We start from the raw sequence: 16,799 nt of genomic DNA on the forward strand, positions 1-16,799 counted from the left end.
CCTACCGGTCCGTCCTACTGCGTGCCCGGGGACCGGACGGCTCCCACGACGATGTCCCGGAGCCGGTCGATCGCCGCGGCCCGCGCTCCGGCCAGCTGCGGCTGGTCACCGACCTCGGCAGCGGCGACGGGCACGGGTCGGGTCAGGTCGGCGGAGCGGCGACGCAGCGCGGCGACGAAGTCCTCGTCACGCCCCCACTCCCCGCCGACGACGACCACCGCGGGGTCCGCGAGCGCGATCGCCGCCTCGAGCACGCCGCTGACAGCGGCCGCGAGGGCCTCGAGCGTCGGGTCGCCCGTGGGCGCCTCGGCGACGCGGGCCCGGAGCCGGCGGACGTCGATGGCCGTCGACCCGTCGCGACGCAGGCCCAGCTGGGCGAAGACCTCGGTCAACCGGGTAGCCCGCCCGTCCGGCCCCTCCGTCACGAGATGGGCGATCTCGCCGGCCAGCCCCGAGTGACCGCGACGCACCTCGCCGTCGGAGACGACGGCGCACCCGAGTCCCTCGTCGAGGTAGAGGTAGACGAAGTCGGCCGAGCCGGCGGCCCCGACCGCCGCGGCCGCCCCCGCCTCTCCGGCCGCCTGCTCCGCCCGCGCCGCCCAGTTCACGTCGTTGTCGACGAGCACGGGGCCCTCGACGACGTCGCCCAGCAGCGACCGCGGGTCGAGGTCGCCGACGAGGAACGGCGCGTCGGGCAGGTGCACGAGGCGTCCGGTGGCACGGTCGACCGGGTCGGCAGCGCTGACGACGGCGATGCGCACTCGTCGCCCCACACCCGGCGAGCTCGACGTCGTCCCGGCCACGTCAGCCTGCTCGAGCGCTGCCCTCAGAGCCCGCGACACGGCATACGCCCCTGCACCGTGCTCCAGCGGGACGGCGGTGCTGGCGACGACGTCGCCGAACGCGTCGACGCACTCGCACGTGACGGCGCCCGGCGTGATGCTGACGACGAGCGCCGTGCCGCAGGCCGGCGAGAGCGCGTGGTACGAGCCGGCCCGCCCCCGACCTGAGCTGCGCTCCCCCGTGTCGACGACGAGACCCATGTCGACGAGGCGTCGGACGCCTTCGGAGATCGTCGGCTTCGAGATTCCGGTCAGGCCGGCGATCTCGGCGCGCGTCAGCCGCCGGTGGTCCATGAGCGCGCGCAGCACGTGCTCCTCGGTGAGCGCTCGGAGCAGCTCCAGGCTCGGCTTGGCGGACGGCATGCGTCCATCTTAGTTAGGACCCTTGCCGAAATCGCGAGGCCGCGCTACCTTCCTCTTCGTAAGGACTCCTCACCAAAGGACACCTCATGACCACCGCGCACCCCAGCCCGACCGACCTCGCCCTCCCCCACTGGGAGACGACGCCCGACGACCTCCCCGCGGCGGTCCGCGAGGTCAAGGCCGCGATCCGCCGCCGCATCGAGGCCTCGGGCCGCACGGTCGACGAGGTCTTCGCCGTCGTCGAGGCACGGGTCCGCGAGCGCGTGGCCGAGATCCACGCCGACCGCGAGCGCGGCGAGAGCGTCTGGCCCGTCATCGACTACGCCGACATCGAGAACGGCACGGTCACCCCCGAGCAGCTCGCCACGCTGCGCCGTCGCGGCTGCCTCGTCGTGCGCGGCCACTTCCCCCGCGAGCAGGCGCTCGCCTGGGACGCCGGCATCGTCGACTACGTCGAGGGCAACCGGTTCTTCGAGAGCTACCGCGGCCCCGGCGACGACTTCTTCGGCAGCGTCGGCTCCAAGCCCGAGATCTACCCCATCTACTGGTCGGCCGCCCAGATGGAGGCGCGCCAGAGCGAGCGGATGGCCACGGTCCAGTCGCTGCTCAACTCCCAGTGGAAGCACGAGTCCGACGGCGTCACGTGGTTCGACCCCGAGCGTGACTCGCTCTACCCCGACCGCATCCGCCGTCGCCCGCCGGGCGCCGACTCGAACGGCCTTGGCGCACACTGCGATCCGGGCACCCTCGACCTCTGGATGACGGAGAGCTACCAGCGGGCCTTCCGTCACCTCTTCGACGGCAGCGTCGAGGACTACGACCCGTGGGACGCCGCCCACCGCACCGCCGGCCCGCAGTACCCCGGCACGACGATGTGCTCGGCCTTCCGCACCTTCCAGGGGTGGACGGCCCTGTCCGACATGGCCCACGACCAGGGCGTGCTGCACACCGTGCCGATCCCCGAGGCGATGGCCTACCTCATGCTCCGCCCCCTGCTCGACGACGTCGCCGACGACGACATGTGCGGCGTCACGACCAACCAGGTCTTCCCCGCCACCGAGAAGTGGCACCCGCTGCTCCTCGAGGCGCTGAGCGGCATCCCCGACGTGCAGGCGGGCGACTCCGTCTGGTGGCACTGCGACATGATCCACAGCGTCGCTCCCGTCGAGGACCAGCAGGGCTGGGGCAACGTCATGTACATCCCAGCGGCGCCGTGGTGCGAGCGCAACGAGAGGTATGCCGTGAGCGTCCGTGAGGCGTTCCTCAGCGGTTCGAGCCCGAGCGACTTCCCGGAGGAGCACTACGAGCGCACGTGGCCCGACCGGTTCGCGCCCGAGCGGCTCAACTCGACGGGACGCCGCGGGCTCGGACTCGACTGACCCGCAGCCCGCGGCTGACCCCGCTCACTCGGCTCACTCGGTGAGGAAGGCGGCGACGCGCTCCTTGGGGCGGCCGATGATCGCGCGGTCACCCCGCACGATGACCGGGCGCTGCATGAGCCGAGGGTGCTCGGTCAGGACGGCGACTACCTGGTCGCGCGTCTGCACGTCGCCCTCGGCCAGGCCGAGCTCGCGGAAGTGGGCGTCACGGCGGACGAGGTCGGTCGGCGCGTCCTCGAGCTTGTCGAGCAGGTCGGCGAGGGCGACCGCGTCGAGCGGGTGGCGGAGATAGTCCACGACGTCGGCGGACACGTGCGCCTCGTCGAGGCGCTCCATGGCCGCGCGCGAAGTCGAGCAGCGGTCGTTGTGCAGGATCGTCACGTCGCTCATGGGCCGCCACCCTAGCGACAGGCAGGCCCGGACCGAGGGTGTGTCGCCGCGGGCACAGACGGATCCGCCGGGTCCGGGCACCCTCGAGGCATGAACACCTCGACCGTCACCACGACCCACACAACCACGAGCCGCCGGACCCGGAGGGTCAGGACGACCCGCCTGCACCTGTCGTGCCGGATTCTCGGCCACACCTACCGCCGGACGCCCGGCGACCCTGACGTCCTCACCTGCGTCGGTTGCGGCAACCGCGAGCTGCGCGTCGTCAAGCAGATCCGCGACAACGCACAACGGCTCGGCTTCTGAGACGGATGCCGCCCGGTCCCATGCGGGCGAGCGCCGTCGCTCAGACGTTGAAGCGGAACTCCACGACGTCGCCGTCGGCCATGACGTAGTCCTTGCCCTCGATGCGCACCTTGCCGGCGGCCTTCGCAGCGTTCATGTTCCCGGCTGCGACCAGGTCGTCGAACGACACGACCTCGGCCTTGATGAAGCCACGCTGGAAGTCGGTGTGGATGACACCGGCGGCCATCGGGGCGGTCCAGCCCTTGCCGATGGTCCAGGCGCGCGACTCCTTGGGGCCGGCCGTCAGGTAGGTCTGCAGGCCGAGGGTGTGGAAGCCGGTGCGGGCCAGCTGGTCGAGGCCCGACTCCTCGGCGCCGAAGCTCTGGAGCAGCTCGAGCGCCTCGTCGGGCTCCATCTCCATGAGGTCCATCTCGAGCTTGGCGTTGAGGAAGACCGCGTCGGCCGGAGCGGCGAGCTCGCGCAGCGACGCCTGCAGCTCGGTGTCGGCGAGCTGGTCCTCGTCGAGGTTGAAGACGTAGATGAAGGGCTTGGTCGTCAGCAGGCCGAGCGACTTCGCCTCGGCCAGGTCGATTCCGGCGGCCGGCCCTGCGGCATACAGCGTGTGGCCCTCCTCGAGGACCTTCTGCGCGGCCTGGGCGAGCTCGAGGGTCGCCTTCTTGTCCTTGTTGATCCGCGCCTCCTTCTCGAGGCGGGGCACGGCCTTCTCGAGGGTCTGGAGGTCGGCGAGGATCAGCTCGGTGTGGATGGTCTCGATGTCGCTCGCCGGGCTGACCTTGCCGTCGACGTGCACGACGTCGCCGTCCTCGAACGCACGCACGACCTGGCAGATCGCGTCGGCCTCGCGGATGTTGGCGAGGAACTTGTTGCCGAGGCCCTCCCCCTCCGAGGCGCCGCGGACGATGCCGGCGATGTCGACGAAGCTCACCGTCGCGGGCAGGATCTTCTCGGACCCGAAGATCTCGGCCAGCGCGCCGAGCCGTGAGTCGGGCAGCGGGACGACGCCGACGTTGGGCTCGATCGTCGCGAACGGGTAGTTCGCGGCGAGCACGTTGTTCTTGGTCAGCGCGTTGAAGAGCGTCGACTTGCCGACGTTGGGGAGACCGACGATTCCGATGGTGAGTGCCACGAGGACAAGAGTTTAGTGGCGATCGGGCGCGCTCCCGACCACGAGGGCGTATGCCGTGCCGCCGGGATCACGTCAGCGTCCACTCCCAGCCGGGCTGCCAGTCGAACGGCGCGGTGACGAGCTGCTCCAACGGCGTGCCGTCGAGGAGGTGCTGCAGGGCCCAGCGGTTGGCCGAGTGCGCGATGACGAGCACCCGCTCGCCGTCGTGGTCGCGGCGCACGTCGTCCAGGAACCCGGCGGTCGACTCGACGACGTCGCGGTAGCTCTGTCCGCCGCCCGGGAAGGGCGTGTGGACATGGGTCAGGCGCACGGGGTGGAGCTGTGTCACCGGGGCGCCGTTGAGGCGGCCGTAGTCGCACTCGCGCAGGCGCGGGTCGAAACGCAACGGGACGAAGCCCGTGCCGAAGGCGATCACCGCCGTGTCGACCGCACGCCGCAGGTCCGAGGCGTACACCGCTGCGAGCGCCTCGCCCCGTCGCCGTTCGCCGAGCTCGACGGCCTGGGCCCGGCCCTGCTCGGAGAGCCGCCCCGGCAGCCAGCCGGTCGCGATGCCGGCCTCGTTGTCCTCGGTGACGGCGTGGGTCTCGTAGACGAGGTGGACGCTCACGACGGCCTCAGCCCGGCATGCGCACGCCGCAGAGCTGGCGCGACTGGGCCACGAGGTTGCCGGCGGAGTCCCAGATCATGGCGTCCTCCTCCATCATCCCGCCGCCGAGGGTGTCGCTGCCGAGCGTGACCTGCAGCCAGCCCGGCTCGGGGCGGCGGCGCACGTGACCGGTGAACTCGAGCGTCGGCGTCCAGCCGAAGAGACCGAGGTCGAAGGCGACCGGCGGCAGCGCGTCGAGCGCCATCATCAGCATCGTCGTGTCGGGCTCGCGGCCGTCCCGCAGCCGCAGCCAGCCACGCATGACGCCCTGCATCGACGGCTTGCCCATCGCCCAGCCGGCCGTGCTCGGGTCGAGGCGCAGGTCGAGCCGCTCGAGGAACTTGGCGTTGGCGAGGAAGTCGGGCGGCGCCTGCTCGGCCGACACGCACTGCTCCGGCGGCGGCATCGCGGGCGGGCTCGCCTGGCGCTGCACGTCGAGGTCGGTGAGGTTGCCGAACGAGCCGATGGCGCGCATGCGCTCGACGGGCTGTCCGTCGTCGCCCGCCTGGTGGATCGTCATCTGCCCCGTCGAGAGCTTGCGGCCGCAGCGCATCACCTCGGTCGTGACGGTGAACGGGCCGGGCTGCGACGCGGTCATGAAGTACGCCGAGAGCACGACCGGGTCGACGTGCTCGGTCGTCTCGTCGGGGTCGGCCGCGAGGTGCTCGCCGAGGGCGCGCAGGGCCGTCGTCATGACCAGGCCGCCGTTGACGGCGTTGCCGATCATCCACTCCTCGTGGAAGGTGCCGTGCCGCTGCGTCTGGTCGTCGCCGGCCTCGAGCCGGGTCGCGTCGTCGTACTCGCTCACGGACTAGGTGTAACAGACCCGCCCGACGCCCCGACTCCGTGGTCGTATGCCGTGTGGCCGGGTGTCGCGCGCCGGCGCTGTCGGCGGCGTCTGGGACGGTGCTGCCATGGACCTCACCGCTCTGCTCGTCGGGCTCGTCATCGGCGCCCTGGTCGGCGGGCTGCTCGCGTGGCTCTTGGCCCGCTCCAGCCTGCTCGCCCGCTCCGCCGGGGCCGAGGCCGAGCGCGACGTGCTGCGCGAGCGGGTCCGCGACCTCGAGGCCGCCCGCGACGTCGACGACACGACCGCGACCCTGCTCGCGCCACTGCGCGACACCATCGGCCGGGTCGAGCGGCAGGTCGGCGCGCTCGAGCGCGACCGGTCGCTCCAGTTCGGCCAGCTCGGCGAACGCCTCACCGAGGTGAGCCGGTCCACCGAGTCCCTGCGCTCCGAGACCGCGACTCTCGCGACCGCTCTCAACGCCTCGACCGTCCGTGGCGCCTGGGGCGAGGTGCAGCTGCGCCGCGTGCTCGAGCTCTCCGGCCTCATCGCGCGATGCGACTTCGACGAGCAGGTCACGAGCGTCAGCCGGCACGGCGCGACCGTGCGACCCGACGCCGTCGTCAACCTCCCCGGGTCGCGCCACGTCGTCGTCGACTCCAAGGCGCCGATGGCGCACTTCCTCCAGGCGCACGGCGAGACCGTGTCCGAGGTCGAGCGGGCCGAGCTGCTCGCCGCGCACGCGACCGCACTGCGACGGCACGTCGAGGGCCTGGCGGCCAAGGCGTACTGGACGGCGTTCACCCGCTCCCCCGAGGTCGTCATCTGTTTCGTCCCTGGCGAGGCGATCCTCGCGACGGCGCTCGCCGATGACCCCGGCCTCTACGAGCACGCCCTGTCGCGCAATGTGGTCCTGGCCTCCCCGGGCACCCTCTTCGCCGTCCTGCGCACCATCGGGGCCATCTGGCAGCAGGACGCGATCGAGCAGAACGCCCGCGAGCTGCTCGCCATCGGGCAGGACCTCTACGCCCGTCTGACCACCCTCGGCGGCCACGTCACGACGATGGGCCAGTCGCTCTCGCGGTCCGTAGAGCAGTACAACAAGTTCGTCGGCACGCTCGAGTCGCGCGTTCTCGTCACGGCCCGCCGCATGCACGAGCTCCACCTGACGAGCGAGCGTCCGCCGTCGCTGACTCCCCTGGAGGTCGCGCCCCGCTCGCCCAGCGCGGCCGAGCTGACCGACGACCTCGGCCGCTCGGCGCGCGACGATGCGTTCCTCGACGAGGTCATGGGGTCCGGACGACACCGGGGCCTCCCCGCCGCCGGCACCGCCGACGGCACGGCTGGATGAGTCGCCCGTGAGCACGCCTGCCCCACAGCCGGTTTCGTCGTCTCGAGCGTGCGTCCGGTTTGTCCCGATAGTGGACACCTGATAGGGCGCCGCGCACAATACGCGCGTGGGATCGGGTAGATCGTGACCGGGCCGGGGGGCACCAGTCCAGAGGACTCCAGCGCGCCGGGGCGGCGCATCGGACCGTACGAGCAGAGCCTGCGCGAGTCGCGCGAGCGCGTCGAGGCGGCCGAGCGCGAGCGTGCCCGCCGTCGCCGTCGCACCCGTGTCGTCGCCGCGGTGACGACGGTCGTCGTCGCCGCCGGGGTCGGCTACGGGGCCTACCGCTACATCGGCCAGCGTGACGTGCCCACCACGGTGCCCACGGTCGCGGCCCAGCCCACCTCGTGCGCCAAGCCCGTCAAGGTGCGGGTCGCCGTCGCACCCGCCGTCGCTCCGGTCGTCGGTGCGGCCGCGACCGCCCTGGCCCAGCGCCCCGACGCCCCCTGCGCGGCCTTCACCATCGACTCCGAGGAGCCCTTCTCGGTCGCCGGCTCGCTGGCCGGCGCCGGGCGTCCCGACGCCTGGATCACCGACTCCTCCGTGTGGATCGGCCGCGCCAACGCCGTGTCCCGCTCGTCGCTCGCGCCGACGGAGCCGTTCGCCTCCACCCCGGTGGTCCTCGCGATGAAGGACGACCCCGCGTCGGCCCTCGGCACGCGCCTCGGCTGGGCGGACCTGCTCGGTGGCGCCGTGCCCGTGCGCATCCCCGACCCGAACCGCTCCGCCATCGCCCGCAACGTCCTCGGCGTCGCCGCGGCCACCCTTCCCGTCCCGCGGATGCGTTCGCTCGTCACGTCCTCCGCGCCCACCGCCGGCGGCGGCGTGACGTTGGACGGTCTCGCACAGGCCCGCACCGGCGCGGCCGTCGTGTCGCAGGCGCAGCTCGTCGCCTGGAACGCCGCGCACCCCGAGGAGCAGCTCTCGGCCGTCGCGGCGTCGGAGGGCGCGCCACCGCTGGAGTACTCCCTCGTCCCCCTCACCACCGACGACGCCAAGGCGGGTCTCGTCAAGGCCCTGGGCGCCTACCTCACGTCCTCCGCCACCCAGAAGCTGCTGCAGGACAGCGGTTTCCGCACCGCGTCCGGTGACCCGAAGGACCCGTCACCCCTCTACGGCGAGATCCGCGACGCCGCCGCGCCGAGCTCCACGACCCTCGCCGGGGTCCTCTCGCTGTGGAACGCCTCGGCCCGCAAGACGCAGGCCCTCATCGCGGTCGACGTCTCCGGGTCGATGCTCGAGCGCACCGAGGGGGCGACCCGCCTCGCCGTCGTGCAGAAGTCGACGGTCCGCGCCCTCGCGGCTGTCTCGCCGACCGCCGTCGCCTCGCTGTGGATCTACTCCCTGCACGTGGGCAACCGCGCGGACGACTACCGCCAGCTCACCGACTACGCGGGCCTCGGCGTCGCGAAGAGCCTGACCGCGCTCGACTCCGCAGTCACCGGCCTCGACACGTACGTCGGCGGCGGAAGCGGGCTCTACGACACCATCGCCGCCGCCTACGACCGCGCGAAGTCCGCTTGGCGCCCCGGGTTCACGAACACCCTCGTCGTCGTCGCCGACGGCCCCAACGAGGACGACTACGGCCTGTCGCTCGACCTGCTGAAGAAGCGCCTCGCCGCTGCCAAGGACGCGAAGCGGCCGGTGCGCATCGTCGTCCTGGGCATCGGTGGTCGGGCCGATGCAGCCGCGATGCAGCAGGTCGTGTCCGTCACCGGTGGCCAGTACATCTCGACGCGGACCGTCGAGGAGCTCCAGCCGGCGCTCGCCAAGGCCCTCGGCGGCTGACGCAGGAGCCCGGTCGCACTCCCGCCGGTCCGTGCCGTCGCCCTCGACGTCCGGCGGGCGGTCCGGCGCACGGGTCAGTGCAGCGAGCCGGTGTCCTCGAACGCCGCGTCGTGGCGCAGCGTGCCGGCGTCCTCGCCCTTGCGGGCCTTGAGGTCGCGGCGCAGCTCGTTGGGCAGCGAGAAGAGCAGAGACTCCTCGGCGGCGATGACGGCCTCGACCTCGCCGTAGCCGCGCTCGGCGAGCCAGGCGAGCACGTCGCGCACGAGGACCTCGGGAACGCTGGCGCCGGAGGTCACCCCGACCGTCGTGACGCCCTCGAGCCACGCCTCCTGGATCTCGTCGGCGAAGTCGACGAGGTGGCCGTCGCGGGCGCCGTGCTCGATCGCGACCTCGACGAGCCGCACCGAGTTCGACGAGTTGCGCGACCCCACGACGATCATGAGGTCGGTGTCCTTGGCCATCTGCTTGACGGCGAGCTGACGGTTCTGGGTGGCGTAGCAGATGTCGTCGGAGGGCGGGCTCTGGAGGGCGGGGAACTTCTCCTTGAGGCGCGCGACCGTCTGCATCGTCTCGTCGACCGACAGCGTCGTCTGTGAGAGCCAGACGACCTTCTCGGGGTCGCGGACGGTGACGTTCTCGACGTCGTCGGGGCCGTCGACGAGCGTGATGTGCTCGGGCGCCTCGCCCGAGGTGCCCACGACCTCCTCGTGCCCCTCGTGGCCGATGAGCAGGATGTCGAAGTCGTCGTCGGCGAAGCGCACGGCCTCCCGGTGCACCTTCGTCACGAGCGGGCACGTGGCGTCGATCGTCTTGAGGCTGCGGGCCTTCGCCTCCTCGTGGACCACGGGAGCCACCCCGTGGGCGGAGAAGATCACGGTGGCGCCCTCGGGCACCTCGTCCGTCTCGTCGACGAAGATCGCGCCGCGCTTCTCGAGGGTGGTGACGACGTGCTTGTTGTGCACGATCTGCTTGCGCACGTAGACGGGCGGGCCGTAGAGCTCGAGCGCCTTCTCGACCGTCACGACGGCGCGGTCGACGCCGGCGCAGTAGCCCCGCGGCGCCGCGAGCAGGACCTTCTTGGCGGACGTCTGGTCGGCGGTGTCGCTCATGCGCCCATCGTACGGGGACCCCGTGCACGAGCCCGATTCGCCCAGCGCGCGTCGACGGGGAGTCACCGCGCCGCCGCCGGGTTCACGCCACCGCCCGGACAACACCTCTAGGGTGGCGCGGGTGAGCATGACGAGCCCGCTGCCCGACAAGGCCGCCGACACGACGGCCGAGCAGCCCTGGCCGGTGCGGGTGCTCAGCCTCAAGATCTCGGACTACGTCGACCGGATGAGCCAGCTCTGGGTCGAGGGCCAGGTCGTGCAGTTCAACCCGCGAGGTGGCACCGCCTTCCTCACCCTGCGCGACCCCGACGTCGACATGTCGCTCTCGGTCTCGGTCCCGATGAACGCCGTCAACGCCATGCCGATCCCGCTCGCCCAGGGCGCCCGCGTCGTGCTCCAGGCCAAGCCGACCTTCTGGACCAAGCGCGGGACGCTCCAGCTCGAGGCCCGCCAGATCCGCCCCGTCGGCATCGGTGACCTCCTCGCCCGCGTCGAGATCCTCAAGCGCACCCTCGCCGCCGAAGGGGTCTTCGACGCCAAGCGCAAGCGGCCGATCCCCTTCCTCCCGCACCGCGTCGGCCTCATCACCGGCCGCAACTCGGCCGCCGAGAAGGACGTCGTCGAGAACGCCCGGCGCCGTTGGCCCGCGGTCGCCTTCGAGATCCGCGAGGTCGCGGTGCAGGGCACGTCGGCCGTCACCGAGGTCGTCGAGGCACTGCGCGAGCTCGACGCCCTCCCGGCCGTCGACGTCATCGTCATCGCCCGTGGCGGCGGCGCCCTCGAGGAGCTGCTCCCCTTCTCCAACGAGGCCATGATCCGTGCCGTCGCCCAGGCCAGGACGCCCGTCATCAGCGCCATCGGCCACGACGTCGACACCCCGCTGCTCGACCTCGTCGCCGACTGGCGCGCGTCGACGCCGACCGACGCCGGCAAGAAGGTCGTCCCCGACGCGGCGCACGAGCAGGCCCTCGTCGACGCCGGCCGCGACCGGGTGCGGCGCGCCATGGTGCGCCGGGTCGAGGCCGAGCGCTCCGGGCTGCGCTCGCTCGTCTCCCGCCCGGTCATGGCCGACCCGGTCGCCCTCGTCCGCGCGCGCCGTCAGGAGGTGGCCGCCCTGCGGTCCCGCGCCACCACGCGCATGGAGGCGCGCCTGCACCGCGCCGCCGACCAGGCCGAGCACCTGCGCCGGCAGGTCGTCGCCCTGTCTCCCCAGTCGACGCTCGAGCGGGGGTATGCCGTCGTGCAGCACCGCGACGGACGCATCGTCATGGACCAGGACGACGTCGGGGTGGGCGAGCTGCTCCGGGTCCGGGTGGCGCGGGGCGACTTCGGCGTCCGGCCCGTGTCGGCCGGCGCCGAGGACGCGACCGACAGCGCGGCGACCGACAGGGCCACCACCAGGACGAGCCCCAGGCCCGCCGCCAAGGCAGCGGCGAAGGCGACCACCGAGGCGCCGGCGACGCCGGCGACTGCGAAGACCGCGTCGCCCCGCAGGCCACGGAAGGCGAGCCCGCCGAAGCCGGTCGACGGCGCCGACGAACCCACGTCATAGGGTGGCGCCCATGGCTGACGCGACGACGACCGACGGCTCGTTCCCCGACATCGCCGGGATGCGCTACGAGGACGCCCGCGAGGAGCTCATCGCGATCGTGGCCAAGCTCGAGGCCGGCCAGGCGCCCCTCGAGGACTCGATGCACCTCTGGCGCCGTGGCGAGGCCCTGGCCGCGCACTGCGCCACCTGGCTCGACGGGGCGCAGGCCGAGATCGAGCGGGCCACCCGGCCGCCGGCACCTGCGGGCGAGCTGCACGCCGACGACGAGATCTTCGACGAGGACGACGAGTCCTGAGCGACCCGTCGTCTCAGCGGCGCCAGGCGGTCGAACCGACCACGGCCTGTCAGCGGCCCGTCAGCCGGTGGTGGTCGACGGCGCCGGCGAGACGCCGGGAGCCGGCGCCACGGGCGCGAGCGCGGCCACGAAGGCCTTGAGCTCGTCCTCGGGCGCCGTGCCGCTCGCGACGAGCGTCAGGCCCTTGGCGCCCTGCCCCTTCGCGACGTAGGCGAGCTGGCCCTTGTCGCCGGCGACGAACTTCTCGAACGTCCGGCCCGAGACGCTCACGGTCCCTGCGGCCTCGCCGTCGTTGACGGAGCGGTCGACCCAGCCCTGGGTCGCGCCCACGGCCTGCTTGAGGGCGATGTCGGCCCCGCTCGGGGTGGTCCAGACGGTCGTGAAGGTCGGGACCTTCTCGGTGCCCGGCGCGTAGGTCGCCACCGTCGGCACCCAGCCCTCGCCGAGGCCCTTCGGCAGCTGCACGGGCCACGTGGTCTGCGCGGCGACCTGGCTCGCCTTGCCGGCGGCGTCGACGGCCGGGCGCTGGACCTGGCTGATCCGCGGCACGATGGCGACGAGGGCCAGGACGAACAGCCCGATGACGAACATCGAGCGGAACATGTTGGGGAACGTGCCGAGCGAGTAGCGGCTCGGCGGAGCGGCCGGCGCCGCGGCCTCGCCCGACGCAGCTTCGGTCGACACGGGATCCGTCGCCGCCGAGGGCTCCGTCACGGCGGTCGGGGTGCTCTCTGCCGGGGGTGTCGACGGCGTCGACGGGGTGCTCATGTCCCCATCGTCCCCGACTCCGGGACGCGGTCCAAACCCGGGCGGGCTCACCGCTAGGCTGGCGCCGACTCGTTCTGCGCCGACGGAGGACCCCTGATGAAGCACAGCCAGCCGGATCGCAACCTCGCTCTCGAGCTGGTCCGGGTGACCGAGGCAGCAGCCATGGCCGGGGGTCGGTGGGTCGGCCGCGGCGAGAAGAACAAGGCCGACGGCGCCGCCGTCGAGGCCATGCGCGCGATGATCTCGACCGTCAGCATGCGCGGCGTCGTCGTCATCGGCGAGGGCGAGAAGGACAACGCCCCGATGCTCTTCAACGGCGAGCAGGTCGGCGACGGCACCGGACCCGAGGTCGACGTCGCCGTCGACCCGATCGACGGCACGACGCTGACGGCCAAGGGCATGAACAACGCTGTCGCGGTCATGGCCGTCGCCAACCGAGGCGCGATGTACGACCCCTCCGCCGTGTTCTACATGGACAAGATCGCGACCGGCCCCGAGGCCGCCGACGTCGTCGACATCCGCCTGCCCGTCGCCGAGAACATCCGGCGCATCGCCAAGGCCAAGAAGGAGACGCCGGCCGACGTCACCGTCGTCATGCTCGACCGCCCGCGCCACGAGGGCCTCGCCGAGCAGATCCGCGAGACGGGCGCCCGCATCCGCTACATCGTCGACGGCGACGTCGCCGGCGCCGTCATGGCAGCCCGTCCGGACACCGGTGTCGACCTGCTCCTCGGCATCGGCGGCACGCCCGAGGGCATCATCGCCGCGTGCGCCATCAAGTGCACCGGCGGCGTCATCCAGGGCCGCCTCTGGCCCAAGGACGACGACGAGCGCCAGAAGGCCCTCGACGCCGGACACGACCTCGACCGCGTCCTGTCGACCGACGACCTCGTCACGGGCGAGTGCTTCTTCGTCGCGACGGGCATCACCGACGGCGAGCTGCTCCGCGGCGTGCGCTACGGCGCGAAGTCGGCGCGCACCAACTCGCTCGTCATGCGCTCGCGCAGCGGCACGATCCGCACCATCGACAGCGAGCACCGCTTCGACCGTCCGGGCTGGTTCGGCAGCACCGACATGATCGAGCCCTGAGGAGGCCCGCGTGAGCAGCACCCGCACGCTCGTCGTCGGCGAGGCCCTCGTCGACGCCGTCACCACCCCGGCCGGGCTCACCGAGGAGCACGTCGGAGGCAGCCCCGCCAACGTCGCCTTCGGCCTGGCCGCGCTCGAGCACCCCGTCGACCTCGCCACGTGGATCGCGACCGACGAGCGTGGTCTCCGCATCGAGGAGGTATGCCGTGAGCGCGGCGTCGCGCTGACCGCCGGCTCCCAGGGTGCCCCCTTCACCTCCGTCGCCCACGCGACCCTCGACGAGAGCGGCGCCGCGTCGTACGTCTTCGACCTCGAGTGGCAGGTGGCCGCGGTCCCCGGCCTCACGGAATACGGCCACGTCCACACCGGCAGCATCGCGGCCGTCCTCGAGCCGGGTGGCAGCCAGGTGCGCGCCATCCTGGCGGCCGCCCGCGAGCTCGGGGCGACGGTGTCCTACGACCCCAACGCCCGCCCGTCCCTCATGGGCCGCCCCGAGCAGGCCCGCGAGACGATCAAGAGCTCCATCGCCCTCGCCGACGTCGTCAAGCTGAGCGACGAGGACGTCGAGTGGCTCTGCCCCGGCGAGTCCCTCGACGCGGTGCTGCGCGCCTGGGGCGAGCTCGGGCCGGCCGTCGTCGTCGTGACGCGCGGTGGTGAGGGCGCCGTCGTGCGGATCACCCGCACGGGCGAGCGGCTGGCCCTGCCCGCGCCCCGCGTCGAGGTGGTCGACACCGTCGGCGCCGGCGACTCCTTCATGGCCGGTCTCGTCTCGGGCCTGCTCGACGCCGGCCTGCTCGGCGGGCCTGAGGCGAGGACCCGCCTGCGCGCCTCCACCCTCGACGACGTCGTCCCTGCCGTGGAGCGCGCCCTGCGCGCCGGTGCCCTCACCGTGGAGCGGGCCGGCGCCCACGCGCCGACGCGAATCGCCCTCTCCTGAGGACAAATCGGACATTAGACAATCGGCCCCGGGGTCGGGCACCATTCTGCGCGAACCGCGGGTAGTTTTGGCCGGTGGTTCACCCTGACGCCCCGGTGCCGGGGCGTCCTCATGTGAGGAAACCTCGTGTCCAACCCCACCCCTCCACGTCGCCCCATGGGCCCCTACGAACAGAGCCTCCTCGAGAGCCGCGCCAACCGTAAGGCGCTCGAGGCCCGCATCGCCGCGGCCCGGCGCAACCGGATCATCGCGGCGGTGCTCGGCGTCGTTGTTCTCGCCGGCGCCGGTGTCGGTGGCGCCCTCTGGTGGAAGGGCCGCGAGGCGGCTCCCGTCGCCGCCCTCACCGCGACGCCGGGCAAGTCGTGCCCCGACCGCACCCCGGTCTCGCTGTGGGTCTCCGAGGCCGCCCAACCGGCGGTGCTGGCGCTCGCCAAGGAGTACCAGGCCGATCCCGACTCCCCGTGCGTCGACTACGTCGTCAAGGGCAAGGCGCCCATCGAGGCCATGATCGGCCTCGGCCAGGGCCAGCCCGACCGGCCCGACGGCTGGATCCCCGACTCGCCGCGCTGGCTCGAGCGGGTCAACGCGACCGCCAAGCTCAACGCCAAGCCGTCGAGCCCCTTCGCCAAGAGCCCGCTCGTCATCGCCATGGACCCGGCGCAGGCCGCCAAGCTCGACGGCCAGCCCAAGTGGCTCGAGCTCGTCGCGTCCGACAGCCCGATCCGGATGAGCGACCCGCGCTCGACCACGGCCGGCATGCTGACGCTCGCCTCGGCCCTGCCCGAGCTGTCCAACGAGCAGGGACGCGTCGTCATCCCCAAGCTCGCCAAGGGCGCCGCCCCGTCGATCGACGACCTCTTCGGCGCCTACAACGCCGACCCCACGACCGCCTCGGCGTTCCCCGTGTCCGAGGCCGACCTCATCGACCACAACCGGCTCTACCCCGACCACAAGATGGTCTCGGTCACTCCGAGCGAGGGCACCCCGGCCTTCGAGTTCTCCCTCGTCAACGTCGCGACGGACCCGGTCCGCGACCAGGCGGTCGAGCTGCTCCGCGCCTACCTCATGACGCCGGCCGCCGCGAAGATCTTCGCCCAGTACGGCATCCGCTCGACGGGCGTCCCGGTCACGATGCCCACCCCGCAGGGCAGCGTGGGTGAGGTCAAGATCGGCCCGACCCCCGACGCGGCCGCCGTCACGGCGGCCACCAACGTGTGGCAGTCGGCGACGACCGACTTCTCGATCCTGTCCGTCTTCGACGTGTCGGGCTCGATGAAGGACAAGGTCGGCGACACGACCCGCGTGGCGATCACCCAGGAGGCCGCGGGCATCGCCCTCGCCGCCCTGCCCAAGACGACGAAGCTCGGCCTGTGGGTCTTCTCCATCGACCAGGGCGGCCCGGGCAAGGACTGGCGCGAGCTCGCCCCGATCGGCCGCCTCGACGACGACTCCCACCGGGCGCTCGTCGCGACGGCCGCCAGCACCCTCGCCAAGAACGTCGGCGGCGGCACCGGCCTCTACGACACGATCTGGGCGGCGTACCAGAAGGCGAAGCAGCAGTACGACCCCAACCGGGTCAACGCCGTCGTCATCCTCACCGACGGGCGCAACGACGACCCGCAGGGGATCTCGCTCGAGCAGCTCAAGGCCAACCTCCGGGCCGCGAGCGACCCGAACAAGCCGGTCGCCATCACGACCATCGGCATCGGCCCGGACGTCGACCCCAAGGCGCTGTCGCAGATCTCGAAGATGACCTACTCCGACTTCTACGCAGCGCCCTCCCCGGCCGACATGACGACGGTGCTCGCCCGGGCCCTGTTCGACCACGAGTGCAAGAACGGACGATGCGTCTGAGTCCTCCTGAGGTCACACCGACCACAGGTGTCACGCGAACGGCCCCCGGCGTCCCCGGGGGCCGTTCGCGTACCCGGCACCGCTCGCGTGTCCCCCGAGCGCGTCTTCGGGGTAGGTCACGAGCAGGTCACCGACACTGGACCCACCCCCTACGACGCGGTAGGAATGAGGTACTTCA

16 protein-coding genes are annotated in these 16,799 nt (G+C 72.5%); 9 read left to right on the forward strand and 7 right to left on the reverse strand.

The genetic code is table 11. The features are described 5' to 3' along the window. Positions 1–14: 14 nt before the first annotated feature. On the reverse strand, positions 15–1,205 hold the full coding sequence (locus tag U5C87_RS20995) for an ROK family transcriptional regulator (protein WP_330474369.1): 1,191 nt from the start codon (positions 1,203–1,205) through the stop codon (positions 15–17). 86 nt (positions 1,206–1,291) lie between these two features. On the opposite strand from U5C87_RS20995, the gene U5C87_RS21000 reads away from it, so the two are divergent. Further along, positions 1,292–2,584, forward strand: a complete 1,293-nt coding sequence (locus U5C87_RS21000) for a DUF1479 domain-containing protein (protein ID WP_330474370.1) — start codon at positions 1,292–1,294, stop codon at positions 2,582–2,584. A 33-nt stretch (positions 2,585–2,617) separates the two neighbouring features. On the opposite strand, the gene U5C87_RS21005 is transcribed toward U5C87_RS21000, so the two are convergent. Then, entirely contained in the window at positions 2,618–2,974 is a 357-nt protein-coding gene (locus U5C87_RS21005) for an ArsC/Spx/MgsR family protein (protein ID WP_330474371.1), read from the reverse strand. A 90-nt stretch (positions 2,975–3,064) separates the two neighbouring features. Here U5C87_RS21005 and U5C87_RS21010 point away from each other — a divergent pair, with 90 nt between their 5' ends. Next, the gene (locus U5C87_RS21010) at positions 3,065–3,280 is read left to right on the forward strand and encodes a hypothetical protein (protein WP_330474372.1); all 216 of its coding nucleotides are present in this window, start codon (positions 3,065–3,067) and stop codon (positions 3,278–3,280) included. Positions 3,281–3,320: 40 nt separating this feature from the next. Here the strand turns inward: U5C87_RS21010 and ychF are convergent, their stop codons facing one another. The 3 genes from ychF to U5C87_RS21025 form a co-directional block, all read right to left on the reverse strand. Continuing rightward, positions 3,321–4,406 carry a redox-regulated ATPase YchF gene (gene ychF / locus U5C87_RS21015; RefSeq protein WP_330474373.1) on the reverse strand — a complete coding sequence of 362 codons (1,086 nt, stop codon included), beginning with the start codon at positions 4,404–4,406 and terminating at the stop codon, positions 3,321–3,323. A 67-nt stretch (positions 4,407–4,473) separates the two neighbouring features. Further along, complete coding sequence (locus tag U5C87_RS21020; RefSeq protein ID WP_330474374.1) at positions 4,474–5,013, reverse strand: histidine phosphatase family protein; 540 nt, start codon at positions 5,011–5,013, stop codon at positions 4,474–4,476. 7 nt (positions 5,014–5,020) lie between these two features. Beyond that, entirely contained in the window at positions 5,021–5,860 is an 840-nt protein-coding gene (locus U5C87_RS21025; RefSeq protein WP_330474375.1) for a thioesterase family protein, read from the reverse strand. 106 nt (positions 5,861–5,966) lie between these two features. On the opposite strand from U5C87_RS21025, the gene U5C87_RS21030 reads away from it, so the two are divergent. Continuing rightward, positions 5,967–7,190, forward strand: a complete 1,224-nt coding sequence (locus U5C87_RS21030; protein WP_330474376.1) for a DNA recombination protein RmuC — start codon at positions 5,967–5,969, stop codon at positions 7,188–7,190. A 123-nt stretch (positions 7,191–7,313) separates the two neighbouring features. Then, positions 7,314–9,017 carry a substrate-binding and VWA domain-containing protein gene (locus tag U5C87_RS21035; protein WP_330474377.1) on the forward strand — a complete coding sequence of 568 codons (1,704 nt, stop codon included), beginning with the start codon at positions 7,314–7,316 and terminating at the stop codon, positions 9,015–9,017. 74 nt (positions 9,018–9,091) lie between these two features. Here U5C87_RS21035 and U5C87_RS21040 read toward each other — a convergent pair whose 3' ends face one another. Next, positions 9,092–10,126, reverse strand: coding sequence for a 4-hydroxy-3-methylbut-2-enyl diphosphate reductase (locus U5C87_RS21040; RefSeq protein WP_330474378.1), 1,035 nt, complete (start codon positions 10,124–10,126; stop codon positions 9,092–9,094). A gap of 127 nt (positions 10,127–10,253) precedes the next feature. Between U5C87_RS21040 and xseA the strand changes: the two genes are divergently transcribed. Together xseA and U5C87_RS21050 are read left to right on the forward strand one after the other, a co-directional pair. Next, positions 10,254–11,678 (forward strand): exodeoxyribonuclease VII large subunit, encoded by a 1,425-nt coding sequence (xseA, locus tag U5C87_RS21045; protein WP_330476729.1) that lies wholly within the window; start codon positions 10,254–10,256, stop codon positions 11,676–11,678. 10 nt (positions 11,679–11,688) lie between these two features. Next, positions 11,689–11,973, forward strand: a complete 285-nt coding sequence (locus U5C87_RS21050; protein WP_030194345.1) for an exodeoxyribonuclease VII small subunit — start codon at positions 11,689–11,691, stop codon at positions 11,971–11,973. 60 nt (positions 11,974–12,033) lie between these two features. On the opposite strand, the gene U5C87_RS21055 is transcribed toward U5C87_RS21050, so the two are convergent. Next, a complete protein-coding gene (locus U5C87_RS21055; RefSeq protein WP_330474379.1) occupies positions 12,034–12,741 on the reverse strand; it encodes a DUF4245 domain-containing protein in 708 nt (235 codons plus the stop codon). 96 nt (positions 12,742–12,837) lie between these two features. Here U5C87_RS21055 and glpX point away from each other — a divergent pair, with 96 nt between their 5' ends. The 3 genes from glpX to U5C87_RS21070 all read left to right on the forward strand — a co-directional run bounded on the left by glpX (position 12,838) and on the right by U5C87_RS21070 (position 16,621). Next, positions 12,838–13,830 carry a class II fructose-bisphosphatase gene (gene glpX, locus U5C87_RS21060; RefSeq protein ID WP_030194339.1) on the forward strand — a complete coding sequence of 331 codons (993 nt, stop codon included), beginning with the start codon at positions 12,838–12,840 and terminating at the stop codon, positions 13,828–13,830. Between the two features lie 10 nt (positions 13,831–13,840). Then, positions 13,841–14,767, forward strand: coding sequence for a carbohydrate kinase family protein (locus U5C87_RS21065; protein ID WP_330474380.1), 927 nt, complete (start codon positions 13,841–13,843; stop codon positions 14,765–14,767). 156 nt (positions 14,768–14,923) lie between these two features. Next, a complete protein-coding gene (locus U5C87_RS21070; RefSeq protein WP_330474381.1) occupies positions 14,924–16,621 on the forward strand; it encodes a substrate-binding and VWA domain-containing protein in 1,698 nt (565 codons plus the stop codon). The last annotated feature ends 178 nt before the right edge of the window (positions 16,622–16,799 follow it).

The sequence above is a fragment of the Terrabacter sp. C0L_2 genome (genome assembly GCF_036352015.1).
Taxonomy (GTDB): Bacteria; Actinomycetota; Actinomycetes; order Actinomycetales; family Dermatophilaceae; genus Terrabacter; species Terrabacter tumescens.

What these genes read in the sequence shown, in the direction of transcription:
- U5C87_RS20995 (WP_330474369.1), bottom strand. Translation starts at nt 1,205, where the DNA reads ATGCCGTCCGCCAAGCCGAGCCTGGAGCTGCTCCGAGCGCTCACCGAG.
- U5C87_RS21000 (WP_330474370.1), top strand. Translation starts at nt 1,292, where the DNA reads ATGACCACCGCGCACCCCAGCCCGACCGACCTCGCCCTCCCCCACTGG.
- U5C87_RS21005 (WP_330474371.1), bottom strand. Translation starts at nt 2,974, where the DNA reads ATGAGCGACGTGACGATCCTGCACAACGACCGCTGCTCGACTTCGCGC.
- U5C87_RS21010 (WP_330474372.1), top strand. Translation starts at nt 3,065, where the DNA reads ATGAACACCTCGACCGTCACCACGACCCACACAACCACGAGCCGCCGG.
- U5C87_RS21030 (WP_330474376.1), top strand. Translation starts at nt 5,967, where the DNA reads ATGGACCTCACCGCTCTGCTCGTCGGGCTCGTCATCGGCGCCCTGGTC.
- U5C87_RS21040 (WP_330474378.1), bottom strand. Translation starts at nt 10,126, where the DNA reads ATGAGCGACACCGCCGACCAGACGTCCGCCAAGAAGGTCCTGCTCGCG.
- xseA (WP_330476729.1), top strand. Translation starts at nt 10,254, where the DNA reads ATGACGAGCCCGCTGCCCGACAAGGCCGCCGACACGACGGCCGAGCAG.
- U5C87_RS21050 (WP_030194345.1), top strand. Translation starts at nt 11,689, where the DNA reads ATGGCTGACGCGACGACGACCGACGGCTCGTTCCCCGACATCGCCGGG.
- U5C87_RS21055 (WP_330474379.1), bottom strand. Translation starts at nt 12,741, where the DNA reads ATGAGCACCCCGTCGACGCCGTCGACACCCCCGGCAGAGAGCACCCCG.
- glpX (WP_030194339.1), top strand. Translation starts at nt 12,838, where the DNA reads ATGAAGCACAGCCAGCCGGATCGCAACCTCGCTCTCGAGCTGGTCCGG.
- U5C87_RS21070 (WP_330474381.1), top strand. Translation starts at nt 14,924, where the DNA reads ATGGGCCCCTACGAACAGAGCCTCCTCGAGAGCCGCGCCAACCGTAAG.